The sequence below is a fragment of the Sphingomonas sp. PAMC26645 genome, assembly GCF_004795835.1.
Taxonomy (GTDB): domain Bacteria; phylum Pseudomonadota; class Alphaproteobacteria; order Sphingomonadales; family Sphingomonadaceae; genus Sphingomonas.
On record NZ_CP039249.1, the window covers coordinates 2,356,957 to 2,376,087 of the forward strand.

The window sequence follows — 19,131 nt, forward strand, 5'->3', positions numbered from 1 at the left end:
ATCGGACACCTGTCCCCCTCAACAAGAAGGATCAAACCCGCGACGTCCAACAGAAAAAAGTGATCGCTCGATCCATCTTCGTCATAGATGCCAAGCAAGTATCTATGTCGGGGATGAATAGGTCGATCGGAAAATTATATTTTTCTATTGGCTTGGCGCGCCGCATGCAGAGGCATCGACTGTCGATCCGACGCGACACATCACCCATGCTGGTCTGCCGGCATGACTCGACGTCCCGCAGCGCGAACGAACGGTTGGTTTAGCACGGGGCGGATTAACGACCCCGGCAAACAAGGGGGGATGTCATGAATCCGAACATACGCCTGGTCCACCGCGGCGCCAGCATACTCGCACTGGTCATCGCCACGCAGGCGGCGCCGGCGTTAGGGCAGCAGGCCACCAGCGGATCGACCGAAGCGACGCAGGCGACCAGCGACGTGCCCGTGGCGCCGGCACAGGCGACTGCCGCCGATCAGGCCGACGCGACCACCGGCGCGAAGGTCACCACCGCCGAACAGCCAGCGGCCGAGAGCGCCGCGGAGGTCGCGAGCGAAAAAGACATCATCGTCACCGGCACCAACATCTCCGGCGTCAAGCCGGTCGGATCGCAGACGTTGGCGATCGATCGATCGCAGGTGCTCGCCACCGGCTACACCAACGTCAACGACGTGCTGCAGACGCTGCCGCAGGTACAGAACAACCCCAATTCAGGCGGCTCCGGCCCGGTCTACAGGCAGGGCGGCACGTCCGGCTACGGTGGCAATTCGACACAGGGCAACGCGATCAATCTGCGCGGGCTCGGCACCTCGGCGACGCTGACGCTGGTGGATGGCCGCCGCGTCGTGCCGAGTGGTGCCGCCAGCACGTTCACAGAATCCATCCAGATCCCGGTCGCCGCGCTGGAGAGGATCGAGGTGGTCAGCGACGGCAATTCCGCGATCTACGGTTCCGACGCGGTATCCGGCGTGATCAACTATGTGTTGCGCAAGCGGTTCGACGGGCTCGAAGTCTCCGGTCGCGACAGTGTCGATCGCTATCACAACACCTGGGGTGTCTCGGTGACCGGCGGGAAGAGCTGGGATACGGGCAATATCATCCTGACCTACGATCACGAGGATCGTCGTCCGTTCGTCAACGGTCGGTCGAAATTCCTGCGGCGCGATCTCAGCTCGCTCGGGGGTATCGACTCTCGCGCTAACAACGCCAACCTCGGTGTCACCAGCCCGGCGCTGATCGTCGGCGGCAACGGCGTCCCGTACAGCTATTTTACGGTGGCACCCGACGCGCGTCCCGGCGTCGCGTTCGGACAACTGACCCCGGGCGCCGCCCTTGCCGACCAATCCGACTACACCGATTTCCTGCCGCGACAGAAACGCGATCAGGCGGCTTTGTTCTTCAACCAGGAACTGGCACCGTCGATCTCGGTCTACCTCGAATCCTTCTACACCAAGCGCCAGACATCGAGCCGCAGCTATGGCAACTCGCGCGTCGGCAACAACCTGCTCGTCTGTCAGGGCAGTCCCTATTACATCAGCGGCGCGCCGGCCTCGGCGTCGGCCGCCAACGCCGATTGCGGCGGTGGGCTCGCCCAGACGGTGGCAGTCAACCCGATCACGTTCTTCGGCGGCCCGTCGGTCACCAAGAACCCGACCGAGACGATCAGCGTGACCGGCGGCGTCACCGGTCACCTGCCCAATCGGTGGAACATCGATACCTATTTCACCTACGCGCACGATACGACCTGCGGCATCTGCAATTTCGACAACAACGCCAATGGTGCCGCGCTGGCATCGCAGATCACGGCGGGAGCGATCAATCCGTACCAGTCGACGCCGCTGACTGCCGGGCAATATGGAAGCTTCCTGGGCACCAACACGCAGTTCTCGTACAACACGTTCATCGATTCCGTGGTCAAGGTCGATGGTCCGCTATTCTCGCTGCCCGGCGGCGAGGTGCGCACGGCGATCGGCGGAGAGCTCGCCTACAACCGCCAGCACCTGCTGAACGGCAGCAACAACGCGTTCGAGCAGGACCGCACCAACAACAATTTTGCGGTCACCAACGACAGTACGACGCATCGCAGCACCGCCAGCGTGTTCGCCGAGCTGTTCGTGCCGCTGGTCGGCGAGGACATGAACGTTCCGCTCGTGCAGGCGCTGAACATCGACGCGGCCGTACGCTACGACAATTATTCCGATTTCGGGGGCACGACCAATCCCAAGATCGGCGCGACCTGGACCGTGAACGATTTCCTCTCGGTCCGCGGGTCCTGGGGCACGTCATTCCGCGCCCCGGCACTGACCGATACCAATCCCGAAAACTATTCGTCGGCGGTGATCGGTCTGCCGTTCGCCAACGCATCGGGGCGGAACGATATCGCGCTGTTATACCCGGGGTTCAGCAGCACCTATCTGTTGCTGGGTGCCAATCGGAATTTGCGACCGGAGACCGCCAAGACCTGGTCGGCGGGTTTCGACGTCAAGCCGGTGGGATCGGGTTTCCGGTTCTCCGGGACCTATTACAAGACGCGCTATGCCAACCAGATCGTCGGCCAGAATGTCGGACTGTTCCTATCGAGCCCGCAGAATGCGGCGCTATATAGCCCGTACATCACGCCGGTGAACAATCCGGCGAATTGCGTGAACGGCAGTCCCGCGACCTATGATCCGGTACTGGCGAATTTCATCGCCGCCAATCCCGCGCTCTACAATACGCCCGTGCTCAGCGCCTGCACGGTCGGGGTCATCCTGGATGCACGCAGCGCCAATGCCGCGACTACCTCGCAGGATGGGCTGGACTTCCAGACCTCCTACCAGTTCGATACCGGGATCGGAAAATGGAATGTGGGCGTAAGCGTCACCAAGATCCTGAACCAGTCGCTGCAACAGGTCTCCGGTGGTGCGAAGCAGGATGTGCTCGACACCTATTATTACCCGGTGAGCCTGCGTGGCCGTGGCCAATTGGGCTGGACGCTGGGGCGGGTCGGGGTCAACGCCTTCCTGAACTATACCGGATCCTACGACAACACGATCCCGATCACCGGCCGGCCGCAAACCAAGGTGCCGTCATGGAAGACGCTGGACGTCGGCATCACCTATTCGGTACCCCGGTCGAGCGGCGTGCTGGGTGGCGTCCGCTTGAGCGCCAATTTCCAGAACGTGACGAACGAGGATCCCCCGCTGGTACTGACGCAGGCGGGCAACAACTACGGAGCCTATGATCCGTCCAACGCCAACATCTTCGGACGTATCGCCACGTTCCAACTGACAAAGGCCTTCTGATCCGGTCATCCTGGCCATATTCCTGCTCGTTCGGAGATTTACCGCTCATGATTGCACACCGCCTATTGCTAACTGCCGCCATCGTCGCCTTGACGAGCCCAGTCGTCGCGACCGCCCAAACCAGTGCCAATGTCGTCGCCACCGACCGCGGCGAAGTCCGCGGCGCGAGCGCCGACGGCGTTGCCAGCTGGAAGGGTATCCCCTTCGCCGCCGCCCCGGTCGGAGCGCTGCGCTGGCGCGCCCCTCAGCCAGCTGCGGCGTGGAAAGGCGTGAAGGACGCGACCGCCTACTCGCACGACTGCATGCAGGTCCCGTTCCCCAGCGACGCCGCACCGCTCGGGACGCAGCCCGCCGAGGATTGCCTGTACGCCAATGTCTGGAAGCCGGCGGCGGCGAGCGCGTCGGCCAAGCTGCCGGTGATCGTATGGATCTACGGCGGCGGTTTCGTGAATGGCGGCGCGTCACCGCCGACCTATTCCGGTGCCAACCTCGCCAAGCAGGGCGTGGTGTTCGTCAGCTTCAACTACCGTGTCGGCCGGTTCGGCACGTTCGCATTGCCGCCGCTTACCCGGCAGAATGCCGATGATGGCATGCTCGGCAATTACGGCATCATGGACCAGATCGCGGCGTTGAAATGGGTCCGCGCCAACATCGCGTCGTTCGGCGGCGATCCGGCGAACGTGATGATCATCGGCGAAAGCGCCGGCGGTATGTCGGTGCACATGCTCAACACCTCGCCGCTGGCCCGCGGCCTGTTCAGCAAGGCCTTCGTGATGTCGGGTGGCAATGGCCAGTCGGACAAGCGCACGCTCGCCGACGTCGAGCAGATCGGTGCCAATTTCGCGCGGTCGAAGAACATCGATCCGGCCGCGCCCGACGCGCTTGCCAAGTTGCGCGCTCTGAGCGCCGAGGAGGTTACCGACGGACTCAGCATGATGCAGATGTTCCGCCCGAAGGCGGGCCCGCCGACTAATACCGGTCCGTTCGTCGACGGCAAGGTCGTCGTCGATCTGGGCGGCGCCTATGCCGCGAACCGCTTCGCGCGCGTGCCGACGGTGATCGGCGCGACCAGCGCCGACATGGGGGGCAAGTCGGGCTTCATGATCGCCGGCGCGCGCGAGGCGTCGGCAGCGATCGCCGGCAAGGGCGTACCGGTCTGGGAGTATCGCTTCTCCTACGTCGCGGATTCGGTCGGTCAGCCCGGCGCGCAGCATGCCACGGACATCCCGTTCTTCTTCGATACCACGCAGGTGAAGTATGGCGACAAGACCACCGCCAAGGACATCGCGGTCGGCAAGACGATCAGCGGTTATGTCGTCAACTTCGCCAAGACCGGGAATCCGAACGGAAGCGGCCTGCCGTCCTGGCCCGCCTACACCGCCACCGGCGACCAGCTGATGGATTTCGGTGCGGACGGCAAGGCTGTGGCGCAGAAGGATCCGTGGGGCGCCGATATCGAAGCCGGCAAGGCGCGGTTGGCCAGTGCGCAGGCCTCGGGGCACTACACCTCGATCACCACGCCGCTCGGCAAGATGCTCGACGACCCCGCGGCGAAGGCGGTGCTCGAACGCCAGATTCCCGACGTGATCAAGAGCGAACAGATCGGCATGGCACGCGGCGTGACGCTCGAGGCACTGCAATCCTACATCCCCTCACTGACCGATGCCAAGCTGAAGGCGATCGACGCCGATCTGGCCAAGGTGTCGATGCGTCCGTGAGTTATGGGCATGGTCGACGTGCCATACAGGCGCGTCGACCATGCCTAGACCTTGGACGTGACCGTGATGCGTTGGGCATGCGGCCACGTTGGGAACGTCGCCGGTGGTTGAGTTCAAGTAACGCCAGCGGCGCGACCAATGTCGGTCGGGCGGCCAGTGATATTATCCGGCCCTCACCGGCGTCAACCATAGAAAGCGCGCAGCGTTGTTGTAGAGGATATCGCGCTTCTGCTCGCGCGACAGATAGTCTGCGTTCTGGATTATGCCGACCGAATAGCGCATCAAGCCCGGCCAGATGAGTTCGTCGGTCCCGAACATGACGCGATCCTCGCACCCTGCATCGACCAACCGCTCGATGTACCGGTCGACCTCCTTCAGCGGATAGCTCGAGACCCAGGCGGCACGCTCTCCGCAGTCGTCGTGCTCGGCTGCGCCTGCCAGATCGACAGGCTCATGCTAGGCAAGGCGCCAGTCAGCACGACCGCCGCCGCTATCGCCGCCACGACGGCAGGCACTGGGCGGCGGCGGATGCTCGGCATGACGGGTCTAGAACCGGAAGCCGGTTCGCACGCCATAGGTGCGCGGGTCCTGCAACGTCACGCCGCTATAGGCGCCCGACGACGCGCCCGACACCACGAGGCTGTTCTCGAGGTTGCGCACGAAGCCCTGTAGATACCAGCGTTCGCCCGCTGCGTTGTAGGTAAGCGACAGGTCGGTCTTGGTGAAGCTCGGCTGGCGAAACTGGTTGAGCGTCCCCAGCGCCGACAGGTAATAGCTGTCGCTCAGTCGCGTCCGCGCCGACACCTGGATGTTCGCGCCGCCGGCGAGCGGGACGGTCTGCGTGATCCCGGCGGTCACCGTCCATTCGGGCGACCGATCGAGCTTCCTGCCGGCAAAGCTGACGGCAGGGGTCGGGAAGAAGTTCGTATAGCGCGCGTTCAGCCATGATGCCGACGCATCGAAGCGCGTGTTCGGGCCGGGGTTCACCACGGTCTCCAGCTCGACTCCGTCGACCTTGGCCTGGCCGGCGTTGGTGGTCACCTGGCAAGGGCCGCCGCAGATCGTCGAGAGCTGGCTCAACTGGATGCCCGCGAAATCATAGTGGAAGCCCGACAGGTTCACCCGCAGCACGTTGCCCGCCAGATGCGTCTTGATGCCGCCCTCATAGGAGGTGATCGTCTCCGGGTTATAATAGAGTGCGGTTGCGCTCAGCGTACAGCCCGCGCCGGTTCCGGCTTCGCAGCCATCGTTGAACCCGCCCGCCTTGTAGCCGGTCGAGACGACCGCGTAGAGCAGGCTGCGCGAGTTCAGGTCGTAGTCGACGCCACCGCGATAGGTGACTTTCGAAAACGTCCTCGCCGCATTGTTGACCGTGCTCGTATCCCGTGCGCCGGTGCAGGCGACCGCGCCGCAGATGACGGTCGCCCCGATCCGCGCCTTCTCGTCGTGCGAATAGCGGACCCCGCCGGTCACGCGAAACCGGTCGGTCAGCTTCAGCGTCGCCTGGCCGAAGCCCGCCAGCGATTCCGATTTCACATAGCGCTGCGGAAAGCCGAAGACATAGCCGGGCGCGCCCGGCGTCGCGTTGAGCAGGCCGAAGATGTAGTAATTCTGGAACCCGGTCTCGTGGAAATAATAGCCACCAGCCTGGATCGAGAGTGGTCCGAGGTCGGTCGAGAGACGCAGTTCCTGGCTGTTCTGCTTGTACGCCGCATCGTCGCGCGACGGGAATACGGTGGCACCGGTACCGGGCGTCAGGCTCAAATCCTCGCGACGCTCGAACTTCCGGTAGGATCCGAGATAGTTGAGCGTCACTCCGCCAAAGTCATAGCTGAAATCGGCCAGCACGCCGTAGACGTCGTTGTCGCGACCGAGCTTGGTCGTATACGGCGCGACCACGGTACGCTGTGCCGTCTTCCCCGAGACCGGATTATAGACGGGGTCGACCCCGACGGTGTTGAACCCGGTGTAGAAATTGCTCGTCAGGACGCTGTTCACGGTCTGCCCGCCGACATGCGAATAGTCGCCGATGATCAGCAGCTTGGCCGGGCCGCTCGACCAGGAGGCGGACAAGCGCCCAGACACGTTGTCGCGGAACGGGCTGAGGTCGGTACGGACTCGCGGCCCGGACTCGAGGAAGCTGTCGCGGCGATCGTAGTTGAACGCCGCGCGGACGGCGATCGAACTGGAGATCGGCACGTTGATCATGCCGGTCAGCAGGCGGCTGTCGTAATTGCCGTAGCTCGCGTCGACCGACGCTTCGAACCGGTCGACCGGATGGTTGGTGATGACGTTGACGAGGCCGGCGGTCGTGTTGCGGCCGAACAACGTACCCTGTGGACCGCGCAGCACCTCGACGCGGGCGATGTCGTAGAAGCTCACTTCCTGCGTCTGCGGTCGCGCGATGTAGATGCCGTCGGTCATGAAAGCTGCCGACGGATCGCCCTTTTCGGTGCCATCCGTGCTCGTGATGCCGCGGATCGTGATCTGCAGGCCGTTGCCCCGATCGATCGAAAGGTTCGGCACCTGCTCGCCCAGCGTGGTCGGATTGGTGATGCCTGCGGACAACAGTGCCGTGCCAGTGATCGCGGTCAGCGCGATCGGGGTCTTGGATGCGAGGGATTCATTACGGTTGGCGGTGACGACGATATCGCCTTCGGATGCCTGCAACGCGCTGTTCGATTCCGCCTCGGTGGCGGAGGCCGGAGCTTCGCCGACCCGTTGCACGCTTTGGTCGGGAAGCGTCGACGGCGGTCCGATCTGCTGCGCTGCGACCGGTGTCGCAAAGACCGCGAACGCGGAAACCCCACATGCCAACAAACGCTTGCTCATCGTCTTCCCCTCCTATCGCCCCACCTGTCCGCCGTTCGTTTTCGAATGGTCGGAACGGTCGAGCGTCTCCGTCTCGTGTTCTTGAGAGAGCGTGATCGACGATTAATCTCGATCAGTAAAATACAAGTTTGTGATCGATCGATACAATGCCGTTATGCTCGTGGAGAGGTTTGGTCGGGTCTACGTCGTCCGTGCATGATCTCGTCATGAACAACGCCGATAGATCGCGTTCACCGTCAGGCCTTCCAGGCAACGCTCACGCGACGTCCCAAGTGCTCGTTGGGACCTAGCCTGACGTCGATGCGGCTTAGAAAGCTTGTCCCGGCAGGCGTGTCGGCGTCGATCATCGCCTGAGGCGCACCGCACCCATGATCCCGGCAACAACGGCATAGAGTGGCTTGGCGGAATCGTCTGGTACCGCCGGATCTTGCGCGCTGACGGCAGCCATCGACGATGGCAGTTCGAACGGCAGCCGGCCCGACGCGCTAGCGCGCCCGGTCAGCACATCCATCAACGCGGCGTCGCTCACTCCGAAATTGGCGAGTAGCACCGCCGCCTTGTCGCGAACATTGGTCAGGATCGCCGGCCGATCGAGATAGACCGAGACGATCGTCGGGACATGCGCGCTGGCCGTCTTCAACGCCTCGTAGCCGGCGTCGCCGTTGCGAAAGTCGAGCCGGCCTTCCTTCTGACGGCTGCCGAAGAAGTTGTTCGGGTGGAGCATCTCGCTCGGCGCTTCCAGGCGGATGATCGCGACGTCTGCATCCTCCGGGCGGGCGGCGACGGTAAAGCCCTTCGCGGTCACCGCGTCGGGTGAAAGTCCGTAGACGAAGACCCTGCGCTTGCCCGTGAGGGGCAGGACGCCCGACCGGTTCTCCAGGAGGACCTGCGACCTTCGCTGTGCCGCGTCCGCCAAGCGCTGATGCTCGGGACGCGCGGCGAAACGTTCGGCTGCGGCGGGATCGACATAGGGATCGTCGAACAGCCCTTGTTCGAACTTGGCGATCATGATCCGCCGAACGGAGTCGTCGATCCGCGCTTCCGCGATGCGACCCGCCCGCACAGCGGCGATGATCGCCGCGGGCTTGTCGACGCCGCCAAACTGGTCGAGCCCGGCGATGATGCCCTTTTCGAAGCGTTGCGCCTCGCTCAGCGTCTCGACGCCCCACGGCATCGCAATGTCTCTTACGCCTTGCGGTTTGTCGGGCGCGCGGCATCCGGGACCGCAATCGTTGGTAATCGCCCAGTCCGACAGGATGATGCCGCGATAGCCTTTCGTGCCGCGCAACAGCCCGGTCAGCAGCTGGCGGTTGAAGCCTGCGCCGACCTGTTCGAGCGGGGCACCGTCGACCGTCACGCCCTGGAGGATCGGATAGGTCGGCATGACGCCTGCGACGTTCGCCTTAAACGCGCCGTCGAACGCGGCGACGTGCTCGGCGAAACTGCGATCGTCCAGGCGCGCGATGCGGCCATAATAGTTATGCGCATCGAACCCGTTCGGCTCCGCGCCATAGCCGACCCAGTGCTTGACGATCGCCATCACGCCGTCGCGCGCGACACCGTTCGGGCCGTGCTGGAAACCCTCGACATAGGCCGCGACGAGCGGCGAGACGAGCGCCGGGTTGGAGCCGAACGTGCCCGTCATCCGCGACCAGCGCGGTTCGGTGGCGAGGTCGGCCTGCGGCGACAGCGCCTCGTGGATCCCGACCGCACGATATTCCTGCCGCGCTATATCCGCGAACGCGCGCACGACCGAGGGATCGCCGATCGCGCCGAAGCCGAGCGGATCGGGCCATTGCGAAAGCCCTTCGATTGCGCGCTAGCACCCAGCACATATTGGAAATGGTTGCGCGGATCGGTGCTGATCGTCACCGGAATGCCGAGCCGCGAGTCCTCGCCGAGCAGCTGGACCGCGTTGTTCGCTTCGGCGAAACGGCGCGGGGGCAACGCCAGCCGGGTGATGAAGCTGGTGATACCGCGCTGCCCGATCATCTCACCAACGCGCCTCAGGTCGTAACCGTCGGCTGAGACGCCGATCGACGCATTGGCGCCGCTGCCCGCGCCCGGCAGCGAAGCGTGCATCATCGTGCCCGCCTTTTCCTCCAGCGTCATGCGACGGACCAGATCGTCGGTCCTGCGCTCGGGCGATAGTCGCCAATCCTCGTACGGATCGAGCCGTCCGTTACGATCGAGGTCGCGATACTGGCTGCCCTCGACCGTCAGCATCGGGCCCTTGCGGCTCTGGACGTGCGGATCGGCGGCGGCGGGTTGGGCCAGCAAGGCGACCGCCGGGAGCGCCGCGCCGATCAACCAGCGCGACGACGACGACGACGGCGACGACGACCGCACGGTCATGGCTTGATGGCCTGCGCCGCCACTTGCATCGTGCCCGACAGGACCGCGTCGCCCGCCTGGCGGCCGACCGTGATCGGCACGGCACCGGCCGCGACCGACCAGCCGGGCCGTGCCGTGTCGTAGCGCGCGATCAGGCGCGGATCGATCGTGACGCTGACCTGCTTGGTTTCGCCGGGTTGCAGCATGACGCGCTGGAATCCGACCAGCCTGTGCATCTGCCCGGCGGGCGCGGCATAGACCTGCGGGACGTCCGCGCCCGCGCGCTTGCCGGTGTTGGTAACCGAGAAGCTGATCGCGTCGCCAACGACCTTGAGGTCGCGATAGGCGAACTTGGTGTACGAGAGGCCGTGACCGAACGCGAAGAGCGGGGCGGCACCCTTGCGCTGATACCAGCGATAGCCGACGTCCGCGCCCTCGGGATACTCGACCGGGAACGAGGGTACGCCACCGGTCAGGTCGACCGTACTCAGGTCGAGCGTCGTCACCTTGGGCTTGGCGGCGTTGCGCGCGTCCGCTGCCTTCACGAGCGCCAGGCCGGGGATCGTCGGGCGTGGCGCCTGCGCGGCGTTGGCGGGGAACGTGACGGGCAGACGGCCCGACGGGTTCACGTCGCCGACCAGGATCGATGCGATCGCCTCGCCGCCCTTCTGGCCGGGATACCACGCTTCCAGGATCGCGCCGACGCGACCTGCCCATGGCATCGTCACGGGGCCGCCGGTCTCCAGCACGACCACGGTCTTCGCATTGGCGGCGGCGACCGCGTCGATCAGCGCGTTCTGCGTCCCCGGCAGGTCGAGCGTTTCTACGTCCTGCGCTTCGGTGCGCCACTGCTCGCCGAACACGATCGCGATATCGGCCGCGCGGGCGGCGGCGGCGGCGGCCCTGACGTCGTTGCCGTCGAGATAGGTCACCTGAGCCTGAGGAAGGCGCGCCTTGATCGCCGCGAGCGGCGACGACGCGTGATAGGTAATCTTGATGAAGCTGCTGAGCGGCCCGCCGCCGGGCATCGGCAGTTCGAGCGGCACGCCGCCGACCGAACGGACCTGCGACGATCCGCCGCCCGACAGCACGCCGACATCGGCATGGCCACCGATCACAACTATCGTCTTGGCGGTCGCGGCCAGCGGCAACAGGTCGCGGTCGTTCTTGAGCAGGACGATCCCCGCCTCGGCCGTCGCCTGCGCGACTTTCGCGTTGGCGGCGTAGTCGATCGGCTGCGGGGTTGCCGGGGTCGGCCGATCGACCAGCTCATGCGCGATCATCGTCCGCAGGATCCGGCGGACCATGTCGTCCAGTCGCGCAGCCGGGACGGTGCCGGCGGCGACCGCGGCCTTCAGCGGCGCACCAAAGAACACCTGCTTGTCGAGTTCCTGGCCCGATTCCTGGTCGAGTCCTGCGGTTGCCGCCTTGACAGTCGAGTGCACCGCGCCCCAGTCCGACATCACCCAGCCGGTATAGCCCCAGTCCTTCTTCAGGACGGTGTTCAGCAGGAAGTCGTTCTCGCAGGCATAATGCCCGTTCACCTGGTTGTAGCCGCACATCACCGAACCGGGTTTGCCGGCTTCGATCGCCATCTCGAACGCCAGCAGGTCGCTCTCGCGCATCGGCGCTTCGGCCATCTTCGCGTCGAGCACGTTGCGGCCGCTCTCCTGCGCGTTCAGCGCGTAGTGCTTGATCGTCGAGACGATGCCGTTCGACTGGATGCCCTTGATCGCCGCGCCGGCCATCACGCCGGTCAGCAGCACGTCCTCGCTCAGATATTCGAAATTGCGGCCGTTCCACGGATCGCGGACCAGGTTGGCGCCGCCCGCTAGCAGCACGTTGAAGCCCTTCGCGCGGGATTCGCTGCCGATCATGCGCCCACCGGCCTCGGCGATGGTCGGATCGAAGGTGGATGCGGTCAGCAGGCTGCCGGGGAGGGCGGTTGCGACATCGCCCTTGCGCATCTCGCCGCCGTTCGCGACGCCGAGACTCGCGTCGCTCTCGTACAGATCGGGAATACCGAGCCGCGGAACACCCGGAACATGCCCCGCGCCGGTCCGCGTCTCGTTCGGATTGCCCCTCTTCAGCGCCGATCCGAACGTCCCGTTGACCATCGCAATTTTCTCGTCGAGCGTCATCTGCGCGAGGATCAGCGCGGAGCGTTCGTCGGGCGTGCGGCTTGCGTCCATCCACGCCTTTGCCGGGGCGGTCTGCGCTGCCATCGGTACGCTCGTCATGAGCGCCGCTGCAGCCACGCTGGCCTGCCAGATCGTTCTCGTCATATGCCTCTCCCGCTTTTTTCTCGCTTGCACCCTTATCGAAGGCGCGCGATGATTTAAGAAATAGAGATTACGCATAGATCAATTCGTATTTGTGATTGCTCGCGACCAACGCCGTATCGATGAAGAGGTCAGCATGTCGAAGTCTCCCAGCATGTCTAGCCTTCGACTGTTCATGCAGATCGCGCATAATCTGAGCTTCAGCGAGACCGCGCGGATGACGAACGTCTCGCAACCTGCACTCAGCCGTACGATCCGCCTGCTCGAAGAGACGCTGGACGTCCGCCTGTTCGACCGGAATTCTCGCAACGTCACCTTGACGACGGCGGGGGAGACTCTTCTGCCGATCGTCGAGCGTCTAACCGCGGACTTCGACCACGCATTTACCTCGGTGCGTCAAAATTTCGCTGGAGAGCGAGGCCGCGTGGTCGTCGGTGCGCTGCCGTCGGTCGCGGCGGGGGCACTCCCCGGCATGATCGCGGGTTTCCAGGCAATTTACCCATTGGTCGAGATCATCCTGCACGATCATCTCTCGGGTACGCTCTATCAGGAAATGCAGGATCGACAGATCGATCTCGCCATCACGACGCCGCCCGACGAGGACAATTTCCAGTTCGAACCGTTACTCGAAGACGATTACGTGCTGGTCTGCCGTACCGGCCATGCAGTCGATCTGCCCGGTACGGCCGACTGGTCGATCTTCGCGGAAAATCCGTTCATCGCGATGGCGGCGCGGAGCAGCGTCCGTGCCCTGACCGATACGGCCTTCATCAAGGCGGCCGTCAGCGTGAAGCCACTGTACGAATGTACGCAACTTGCGACGATGGGCGGGTTGCTCGCGGCCGGTCTCGGGATCAGCGCGCTACCCCAATCGACGCTCGCCATGCTGGGGCAGGTTACGCTCGTCTCCCGTCCGCTGACGGCTCCTATGATTAGCCGGACGATCGGCATGGCGTGGCTCGCCGATCGCACTTTGCCGCCAGCCGCGTCGGCATTCCTCCAGCATGTTCTGGCCCGTTGGCCACGTCTCACGGTGAGTTTGGCTAGCTCTAACGATCCAAAGAGCTGATCTGGTAAATCGTGGATACCAGTAGAATACTCTGTGAGTCCGTAGTGTATTCTGCCTCGTCGAGTATCCTCGGCTGATGGTAGTTTGGAGGCCGCCTTACTTGACAACAGTTTCGCTGGCGATCCGCCGACCGAGCGTCTGAAGTTGGGCAACAAGGCAAGGTGGCGAAATATCCGCTTCTGGGTCCAAACCCCCGAGGCGAGGAACCCGACCGATCCGGCGCTCTCGTCGTCGGACATCATCGCAGCATTGGCCTCGGACGCAAAGTATCCAGGGTTCTTCGTCAACCGCTATCCCGCGCAGGCCAGTTTGCCAGCAAGCGAGCGGTCAACGCTTCGAGCCAACCCTTGGAGACGGCACAGGAAGCGTCGCCGCTCGCACGAGATCGAATAGCGCGACATGGTTCACTTCAAGCGGCGGTCGGGAGGCGGGCGGTTGCGTTCCGCGAGCGGTCGGCGATCGCGCCAGATTTGGCAGACTACCTAGACGCGCACGCCAGGAATGGCGCGACGCCGACCTTCGGGGATACTGTCACCGCACCCGATTACTTCGGCTTCATGAACTTCAGTGTCATTCGGTCGCTCTCGCCAATGGCAGCGTAACGCGCGCGATCGTGATCACCGTCCGCGAAGCCCGGCGGCAGTGTCCACACCCCCTTGGGGTAGTCGTGCGTATCCTTGGAATTGGAATTAATCGCGCTCTCGCCGGCGAGCCTGAAGCCGGCTTTGGTCGCATAGGCGAGGACGGACGAACGCTTCATGTAACCGCTGCGCGCCTCCTCGATCGTACCGGACGCCTCGGGCAAGTGATGCTCGACGACGCCCAGCGTGCCGCCCGGTTTCAGCATGGCGAACATCTGATCGAAGGCCGCCTGCGTCCGGTCGGTCGCACCGAAGCGCCAATTATGGACGTTGCGGAAGGTCAGGACGACGTCCGCGCTGCCCGCTGGCACCGAGGTCGCGCCCGGTCCGGCCGGGAATGTCGCGAATCTCACGGAGCCGTACGCAGACGGCGCTGCGGACTGTTTGGCCTTGACGGCAGCAAGCCCTTTGTCGTCCGGCCCGGCCGCATACAGCGTCCCATGCGCTGCCAGATACGGACCGAGGATTTCCGTGTACCACCCCCCGCTCGGCCAAATTTCGACCACGGTGTCCGTGGGTTTCACCCCGAAGAAGCGCAGCGTCTCGACGGGGTGGCGATAGCGATCGCGCGCGACGTTGGCAGGTGAGCGCGTTGACGCCTTTACCGCTGCCATCAGGGCAGGCGACGATGCCGGCCGAGCGGCAGCGACGGAGCCGGCGGTAAGCACCAAGGCGAGGAGGGCAGGGCCAGAACGCATAACGTACCTTTCGCGAGGGAGGTGCAGTGTTACCCGATCATGGCGCGCAACAGAAGTCCGCTTTCTGGTACCCTCAAGACCATACGCAGAGATTTCTCGCCAAGAGTTCCAGGGCGTCAACTGTGTTTAATCACGGCAATAGGCTGCTATCAGGATTCAAATCGTAATGCTTACGCGGCGAAAGTCGGGCGGATCGAAGTGCGCTCCGAATGACCGGAGATGGGCCATTACTGCCGATAGGTCTGTCACGATACGCGATTTGCGCTGAATGGTATTCGTGCCGATACAATCAATCGTTATAATGGGCTCGCACTGTACGTAACTGCTTCTTTTGCTAGGCGGCTCAAGCCACGTATTTGATTGCGAAGTGAATGGGTACGCTGATCATGAACCCAAGATTCTCGCCGTCCATTGTCACCAATTCCCCCGAACTGGCCTCCAACAGCGATCGAGCAATCGCGAGACCAAGACCGGTCCCACCCTTGTCCCGCTTGGTAGTAAAGAACGGCTCGAACAATCGTGCCCGGTCTGCAAGAGACGCGCCGTGACCGTCATCGACGACTAGGAGTTTCAGGGAGGTATCCTCGACAAGCATACGGATCGTCACCGATCGGGCGTTTGCCTGTCGGCTGTTTTCCAACAATGTTACGAGAACGGCCTCCAACGTCGCCGCTGGCACACGGACCATGGGTAGGGCGGAGTCACAGACAAATTCGATCGCGAAACTCGCCGTTCTCCAGGAATTGGCGACCCTCGTGACAACTTCCCCGGCGTTGATGCTAGCGTCTTCCGGTTCCGCCATGTCGGCACGAGCCAAGTCCAGCAGTCGCGTTACCAAAAGGGTCAGCCGGCGCGCGTCGGCTTCAGCATTCGCCAGGAAGCGGTAGCGATCTTCCGCGACCATATCGGGGTGATCCTGAAGCAATTCTACCGCGCCGCGGATGCCGGCGAGCGGGGTCTTGAACTCGTGGCTGACCGCGTGGGCGAAGTCGCGCAGATAGCGCGAGCGACGCTCGATCGCCGCCGCCATCACCGCGAAATCGGCGTAGAGGCCCTGGATCTCGATCGCCGCGGTCGGTGGCGGATTGGGGACGCGACCGCGGCCGCTCGCGACGGCGCGCGTCGCCGCGCCGAGCTGTTCGATCGGGCGCGTGACGCCGCGGGAGATGATGCCGCTCAGCACCACGAGCAACCCGAAGATCGCAGCGATCCCCAACGCTATCTTGCCGCGGTCTTCGTACAATCCCCGGAACAGCGCACGGGCCGAGCGCGACAGCAGGAGCACGCCGACCACGCGGTCGCCGACGATGATCGGGCGCGCGTAATGGACGCGGATCGCTGCTGCTCGGGACAGCCATTCGAAACGGTACGTCGCGCGGTATGCTCCGTTGCGGCGGAGCACGGTCGTGGCGCGCCCAGCAAGTGCGGCGGCAACTTCGGGGAGTGCGGCGTAGCTGCCGATGGCCGAACTCCCGGCGACGATGCTGCCGTTGCGATCGAGAAGGATGATCGAGGCGAAAGTGGTGGCCCGCGTCGCGTCCATGATCGGCGAAAGGAGCGCGGCGGCGACCACCGCGTCGGGCGATGGTCTAGGGCCAGCCGCGACCGGGGGCCGCTCCGCACCGATCGGCGTCGTGCTGAGGTCGATGCCGGATGCGGGCGCCTGCACGTAGGGGTTGTCGTCGCCTGCAACCTCGTGATGCGCGACACGACCGAGGGGTGCGGCAGGCCAGAGCGCCGCAGCGGTCGCGGACAGCGCCACACCCTGCGCGATCAGCTCGGCCTCGGTCTGGCGAACGAGCGTGTTCTCGTAGACACGCAGGAACACCGCGCCGAACCCGGGTAGCGCGGCGACCAGAAACAGCGTCGCGAACAGGATCGTCCGTAAGCGCATCCGGGGCCAGTGGCGTTTCGCGCAGTCCTTGATCCTGCCGATCACGAAGTCATGCACGATCCGAGGCGATAGCCGATCCCCGCGCGCGTCTCGATCAGGTCGTCGGCACCGGCCTTCGCGAACTTGCCGCGCAGGTTGCGGATGTGGCTGTCGATCGTCCGGTCGGTGACCGCGAAACCGGGGCCATGCAGCCGGTCGATGATCGCGTCGCGGCTAAACACCCGACCCGGCATGGACGCGAGCAGCCGCAGGATCTGGAACTCGGTAACGGTCAGCGCGATCTCGACCTCGTTCCAGAGCGCGCGCCAGCCTTCCAGATCGAGCCGCAACCGGCCATGCGAGAGGTCGCGCCCGTCCTCGATGTTCGGCGCCCGCGCGGACGTGCGGCGCAGGATCGCCATGACCCGCGCTACTACCTCGCGCGGCGAAAACGGCTTCACCACATAATCGTCGGCGCCGAGTTCGATGCCGAGCACCCGGTCGATCTCGTCGTCGCGGCTCGACAGGAAAAGGATCGGTATGTCCGCCCCGCCCTCTCCGCCGCGAAGCCGTCGACATACCTCCAGTCCGTCCATCCGCGGCATGTTGATGTCGAGCACGACAAGGTCGGGCGCATGCGTCTCGACAAGCGCAAGCGCGGCTTCGCCGTCCGCCGCCTCGATCGCGCTGAGTCCGGCCTTGTCGAACGCGAACACGAGCAGTTGGCGAATATGAGGATCGTCGTCGACGACCAGGATAGTGCGGGGCATCGGGCATAGGATCATTGTTGCGCGCCCGGCGTCAACGGCTTTGGTGCTGGCGCTGTAGGTGAAGGTGGCAGCGGTGCAGACGTCTTCGACGCCTGAATGGGTAGCGGCGCCAACGTCTCCTCGACCATTGGGGGCGGCAGGATCAGCCCGTCGCAGCTTCGTCCGTCCGGCGCGGACCGCAAACGCGGCGCCTTGGTGCCGAACATCGCCCGGACGGTCGCAAGCCGTCTCGCATTGCGCGGCGTCCAGCGACGCCAATAGGCTTGCCCGTCCGCGGTTTCGACCTGACTTTCCCACCGCAGATACGCCAGCCGGTCGCGCAGACCGGGCTGTTTCGCGTGCTGCTCCAGCATCGCCAGCGAGACCAGCGACGATGACCCGAGCCGCGCCATATAACAGAGGTCTAGCGGCGGTCCCGCCTTACCTCTGACGAGTGTCGTGCGGACATTCCAAGCCGCGGCGGTCGCACCAAGATCGACGACGCTCGCCCCCACCAACACCGTAACCGCGGCCAGGGCATTGGCGTTGATCAGCCACGATGCTGACTTGCCTGCCAGCAATCGCCAGCCGATCAGCGCCAGCCCCGTCGCTACCAGCCCCATCCAAGCAAGCGCGGACAGTCGCAATACCGTCATCCCGTAGGCGTCGACATAATCGAGCGTTCGCAATGCACTCGACGCCACCAGCAGCAGGTTCTGCACGATCCACACCATCACGAGCCGCCGCACCAGCGGGCTCGCCGCGGCAGCACTGCCCGGACGTAATGCCAGCAGCACGAACACAGCGGCGAGCAATGCGGTCACGATCAACGAATACGCACCACGATGCGCATAGTCCGCCATCGTCACGCCCGCAGGCAATCCTGCGCCGCTCCACAGGAACACGATGTCGAGCGCATTCTCGACTGCGAAAATCACATTGAACGTCACAAGCGACAGGATCAGCGTCGCCACCCCCGGCTCGAACGCCGTGCCGATCGAGCGTTCGCCGATCTGCGTTGCCCGCGTCGTGCGCCGACTTGGCCGCAAGCTTGCCCAGATCGTAATCAGCACACAGAGCCCGAACACCGTCCGCCATGTCACTGCCCACGGATCCGGCAGCACGATCCGCGAAAATGCCTGACCGATCAGCGGATTGGCGTTCGCGAACAGCCCAAGGAAAACCACACCGCCTACCGAGGGCAACGCGACGACAGCCCCGATTGCGCGGAAGCCGCCGGAGGACGTCCCTCGACGCTGGCGGACCATCGACAGCCGCGCAGCATCCTTCAACGGCGCAACGACGGCAGACATCGCGTGCCAGCCAAGCCTGCGCGCCCAGGCGAGTGCATCGTCGAACCCGTGACGCGGCAGGAGTGCGGCAAGCGATAGCGCGGTCCAGAACAGAACCCAGCCGAGGACACTTGGATCGTCGACGAGCACCGCCGCCAATCCGGCGCCGGCAATCAACGCCGGTCGCGCCAATCCGTCATGCCAGATCGCCCGTCGCGTCAGCAACAGGGCGGTGATCCAGGCGAACGCGAACCCGCCAACAACCGCGCCATTGCCATCGTCGATCAGTATTTCCGCCAGCACGATCAGCGCGAGAGCAGCGCCGGCCTTGGCCATCAGTTTTCCATTGCGGTTCATCTTCG

13 protein-coding genes are annotated in these 19,131 nt (G+C 64.4%); 3 read left to right on the forward strand and 10 right to left on the reverse strand.

Features of this window, described 5'->3' with window-relative positions:
* The first annotated feature begins 305 nt into the window (after positions 1–305).
* Positions 306–3,281 (forward strand): TonB-dependent receptor, encoded by a 2,976-nt coding sequence (locus E5673_RS11065; protein ID WP_136190043.1) that lies wholly within the window; start codon positions 306–308, stop codon positions 3,279–3,281.
* Between the two features lie 47 nt (positions 3,282–3,328).
* Positions 3,329–4,999 (forward strand): carboxylesterase family protein, encoded by a 1,671-nt coding sequence (locus E5673_RS11070; RefSeq protein WP_136190044.1) that lies wholly within the window; start codon positions 3,329–3,331, stop codon positions 4,997–4,999.
* A 162-nt stretch (positions 5,000–5,161) separates the two neighbouring features.
* On the opposite strand, the gene E5673_RS11075 is transcribed toward E5673_RS11070, so the two are convergent.
* The 6 genes from E5673_RS11075 to E5673_RS11090 all read right to left on the reverse strand — a co-directional run bounded on the left by E5673_RS11075 (position 5,162) and on the right by E5673_RS11090 (position 12,450).
* Positions 5,162–5,347, reverse strand: a complete 186-nt coding sequence (locus E5673_RS11075; RefSeq protein ID WP_210731729.1) for an amidohydrolase family protein — start codon at positions 5,345–5,347, stop codon at positions 5,162–5,164.
* A gap of 26 nt (positions 5,348–5,373) precedes the next feature.
* Complete coding sequence (locus E5673_RS19675; RefSeq protein ID WP_168711609.1) at positions 5,374–5,538, reverse strand: hypothetical protein; 165 nt, start codon at positions 5,536–5,538, stop codon at positions 5,374–5,376.
* Positions 5,539–5,545: 7 nt separating this feature from the next.
* On the reverse strand, positions 5,546–7,831 hold the full coding sequence (locus E5673_RS11080) for a TonB-dependent receptor (protein ID WP_136190046.1): 2,286 nt from the start codon (positions 7,829–7,831) through the stop codon (positions 5,546–5,548).
* Between the two features lie 343 nt (positions 7,832–8,174).
* A complete protein-coding gene (locus tag E5673_RS11085; protein ID WP_247599336.1) occupies positions 8,175–9,581 on the reverse strand; it encodes a glycoside hydrolase family 3 N-terminal domain-containing protein in 1,407 nt (468 codons plus the stop codon).
* Positions 9,560–10,186, reverse strand: a complete 627-nt coding sequence (locus tag E5673_RS20040; protein ID WP_247599337.1) for a hypothetical protein — start codon at positions 10,184–10,186, stop codon at positions 9,560–9,562. Before E5673_RS20040 ends, E5673_RS11085 begins: the two co-directional genes overlap by 22 nt.
* A complete protein-coding gene (locus tag E5673_RS11090) occupies positions 10,183–12,450 on the reverse strand; it encodes a beta-glucosidase (protein WP_136190047.1) in 2,268 nt (755 codons plus the stop codon). The genes E5673_RS20040 and E5673_RS11090 overlap by 4 nt, the downstream gene beginning before the upstream one ends.
* 151 nt (positions 12,451–12,601) lie before the next feature.
* On the opposite strand from E5673_RS11090, the gene E5673_RS11095 reads away from it, so the two are divergent.
* A complete protein-coding gene (locus E5673_RS11095) occupies positions 12,602–13,516 on the forward strand; it encodes a LysR family transcriptional regulator (RefSeq protein WP_168711610.1) in 915 nt (304 codons plus the stop codon).
* 544 nt (positions 13,517–14,060) lie between these two features.
* Here E5673_RS11095 and E5673_RS11100 read toward each other — a convergent pair.
* From E5673_RS11100 to E5673_RS11115, 4 genes are all read right to left on the reverse strand, one after another.
* Positions 14,061–14,855 (reverse strand): class I SAM-dependent methyltransferase, encoded by a 795-nt coding sequence (locus E5673_RS11100; protein WP_136190049.1) that lies wholly within the window; start codon positions 14,853–14,855, stop codon positions 14,061–14,063.
* Positions 14,856–15,198: 343 nt separating this feature from the next.
* Positions 15,199–16,806: a HAMP domain-containing sensor histidine kinase gene (locus E5673_RS11105; RefSeq protein ID WP_247599338.1), complete on the reverse strand. Its 1,608-nt coding sequence runs from the start codon at positions 16,804–16,806 to the stop codon at positions 15,199–15,201.
* Entirely contained in the window at positions 16,791–17,498 is a 708-nt protein-coding gene (locus E5673_RS11110) for a response regulator transcription factor (RefSeq protein WP_247599339.1), read from the reverse strand. The genes E5673_RS11105 and E5673_RS11110 overlap by 16 nt, the downstream gene beginning before the upstream one ends.
* Before the next feature lie 11 nt (positions 17,499–17,509).
* The gene (locus tag E5673_RS11115) at positions 17,510–19,126 is read right to left on the reverse strand and encodes a DUF4173 domain-containing protein (protein WP_136190051.1); all 1,617 of its coding nucleotides are present in this window, start codon (positions 19,124–19,126) and stop codon (positions 17,510–17,512) included.
* Positions 19,127–19,131: the final 5 nt, after the last annotated feature.

Coding starts and splice junctions, on each gene's coding strand:
- E5673_RS11115 (WP_136190051.1), bottom strand. CDS start 19,126: ATGAACCGCAATGGAAAACTGATGGCCAAGGCCGGCGCTGCTCTCGCG.
- E5673_RS11070 (WP_136190044.1), top strand. CDS start 3,329: ATGATTGCACACCGCCTATTGCTAACTGCCGCCATCGTCGCCTTGACG.
- E5673_RS11110 (WP_247599339.1), bottom strand. CDS start 17,498: ATGCCCCGCACTATCCTGGTCGTCGACGACGATCCTCATATTCGCCAA.
- E5673_RS19675 (WP_168711609.1), bottom strand. CDS start 5,538: ATGCCGAGCATCCGCCGCCGCCCAGTGCCTGCCGTCGTGGCGGCGATA.
- E5673_RS20040 (WP_247599337.1), bottom strand. CDS start 10,186: ATGACCGTGCGGTCGTCGTCGCCGTCGTCGTCGTCGTCGCGCTGGTTG.
- E5673_RS11100 (WP_136190049.1), bottom strand. CDS start 14,855: ATGCGTTCTGGCCCTGCCCTCCTCGCCTTGGTGCTTACCGCCGGCTCC.
- E5673_RS11090 (WP_136190047.1), bottom strand. CDS start 12,450: ATGACGAGAACGATCTGGCAGGCCAGCGTGGCTGCAGCGGCGCTCATG.
- E5673_RS11065 (WP_136190043.1), top strand. CDS start 306: ATGAATCCGAACATACGCCTGGTCCACCGCGGCGCCAGCATACTCGCA.
- E5673_RS11080 (WP_136190046.1), bottom strand. CDS start 7,831: ATGAGCAAGCGTTTGTTGGCATGTGGGGTTTCCGCGTTCGCGGTCTTT.
- E5673_RS11095 (WP_168711610.1), top strand. CDS start 12,602: ATGTCTAGCCTTCGACTGTTCATGCAGATCGCGCATAATCTGAGCTTC.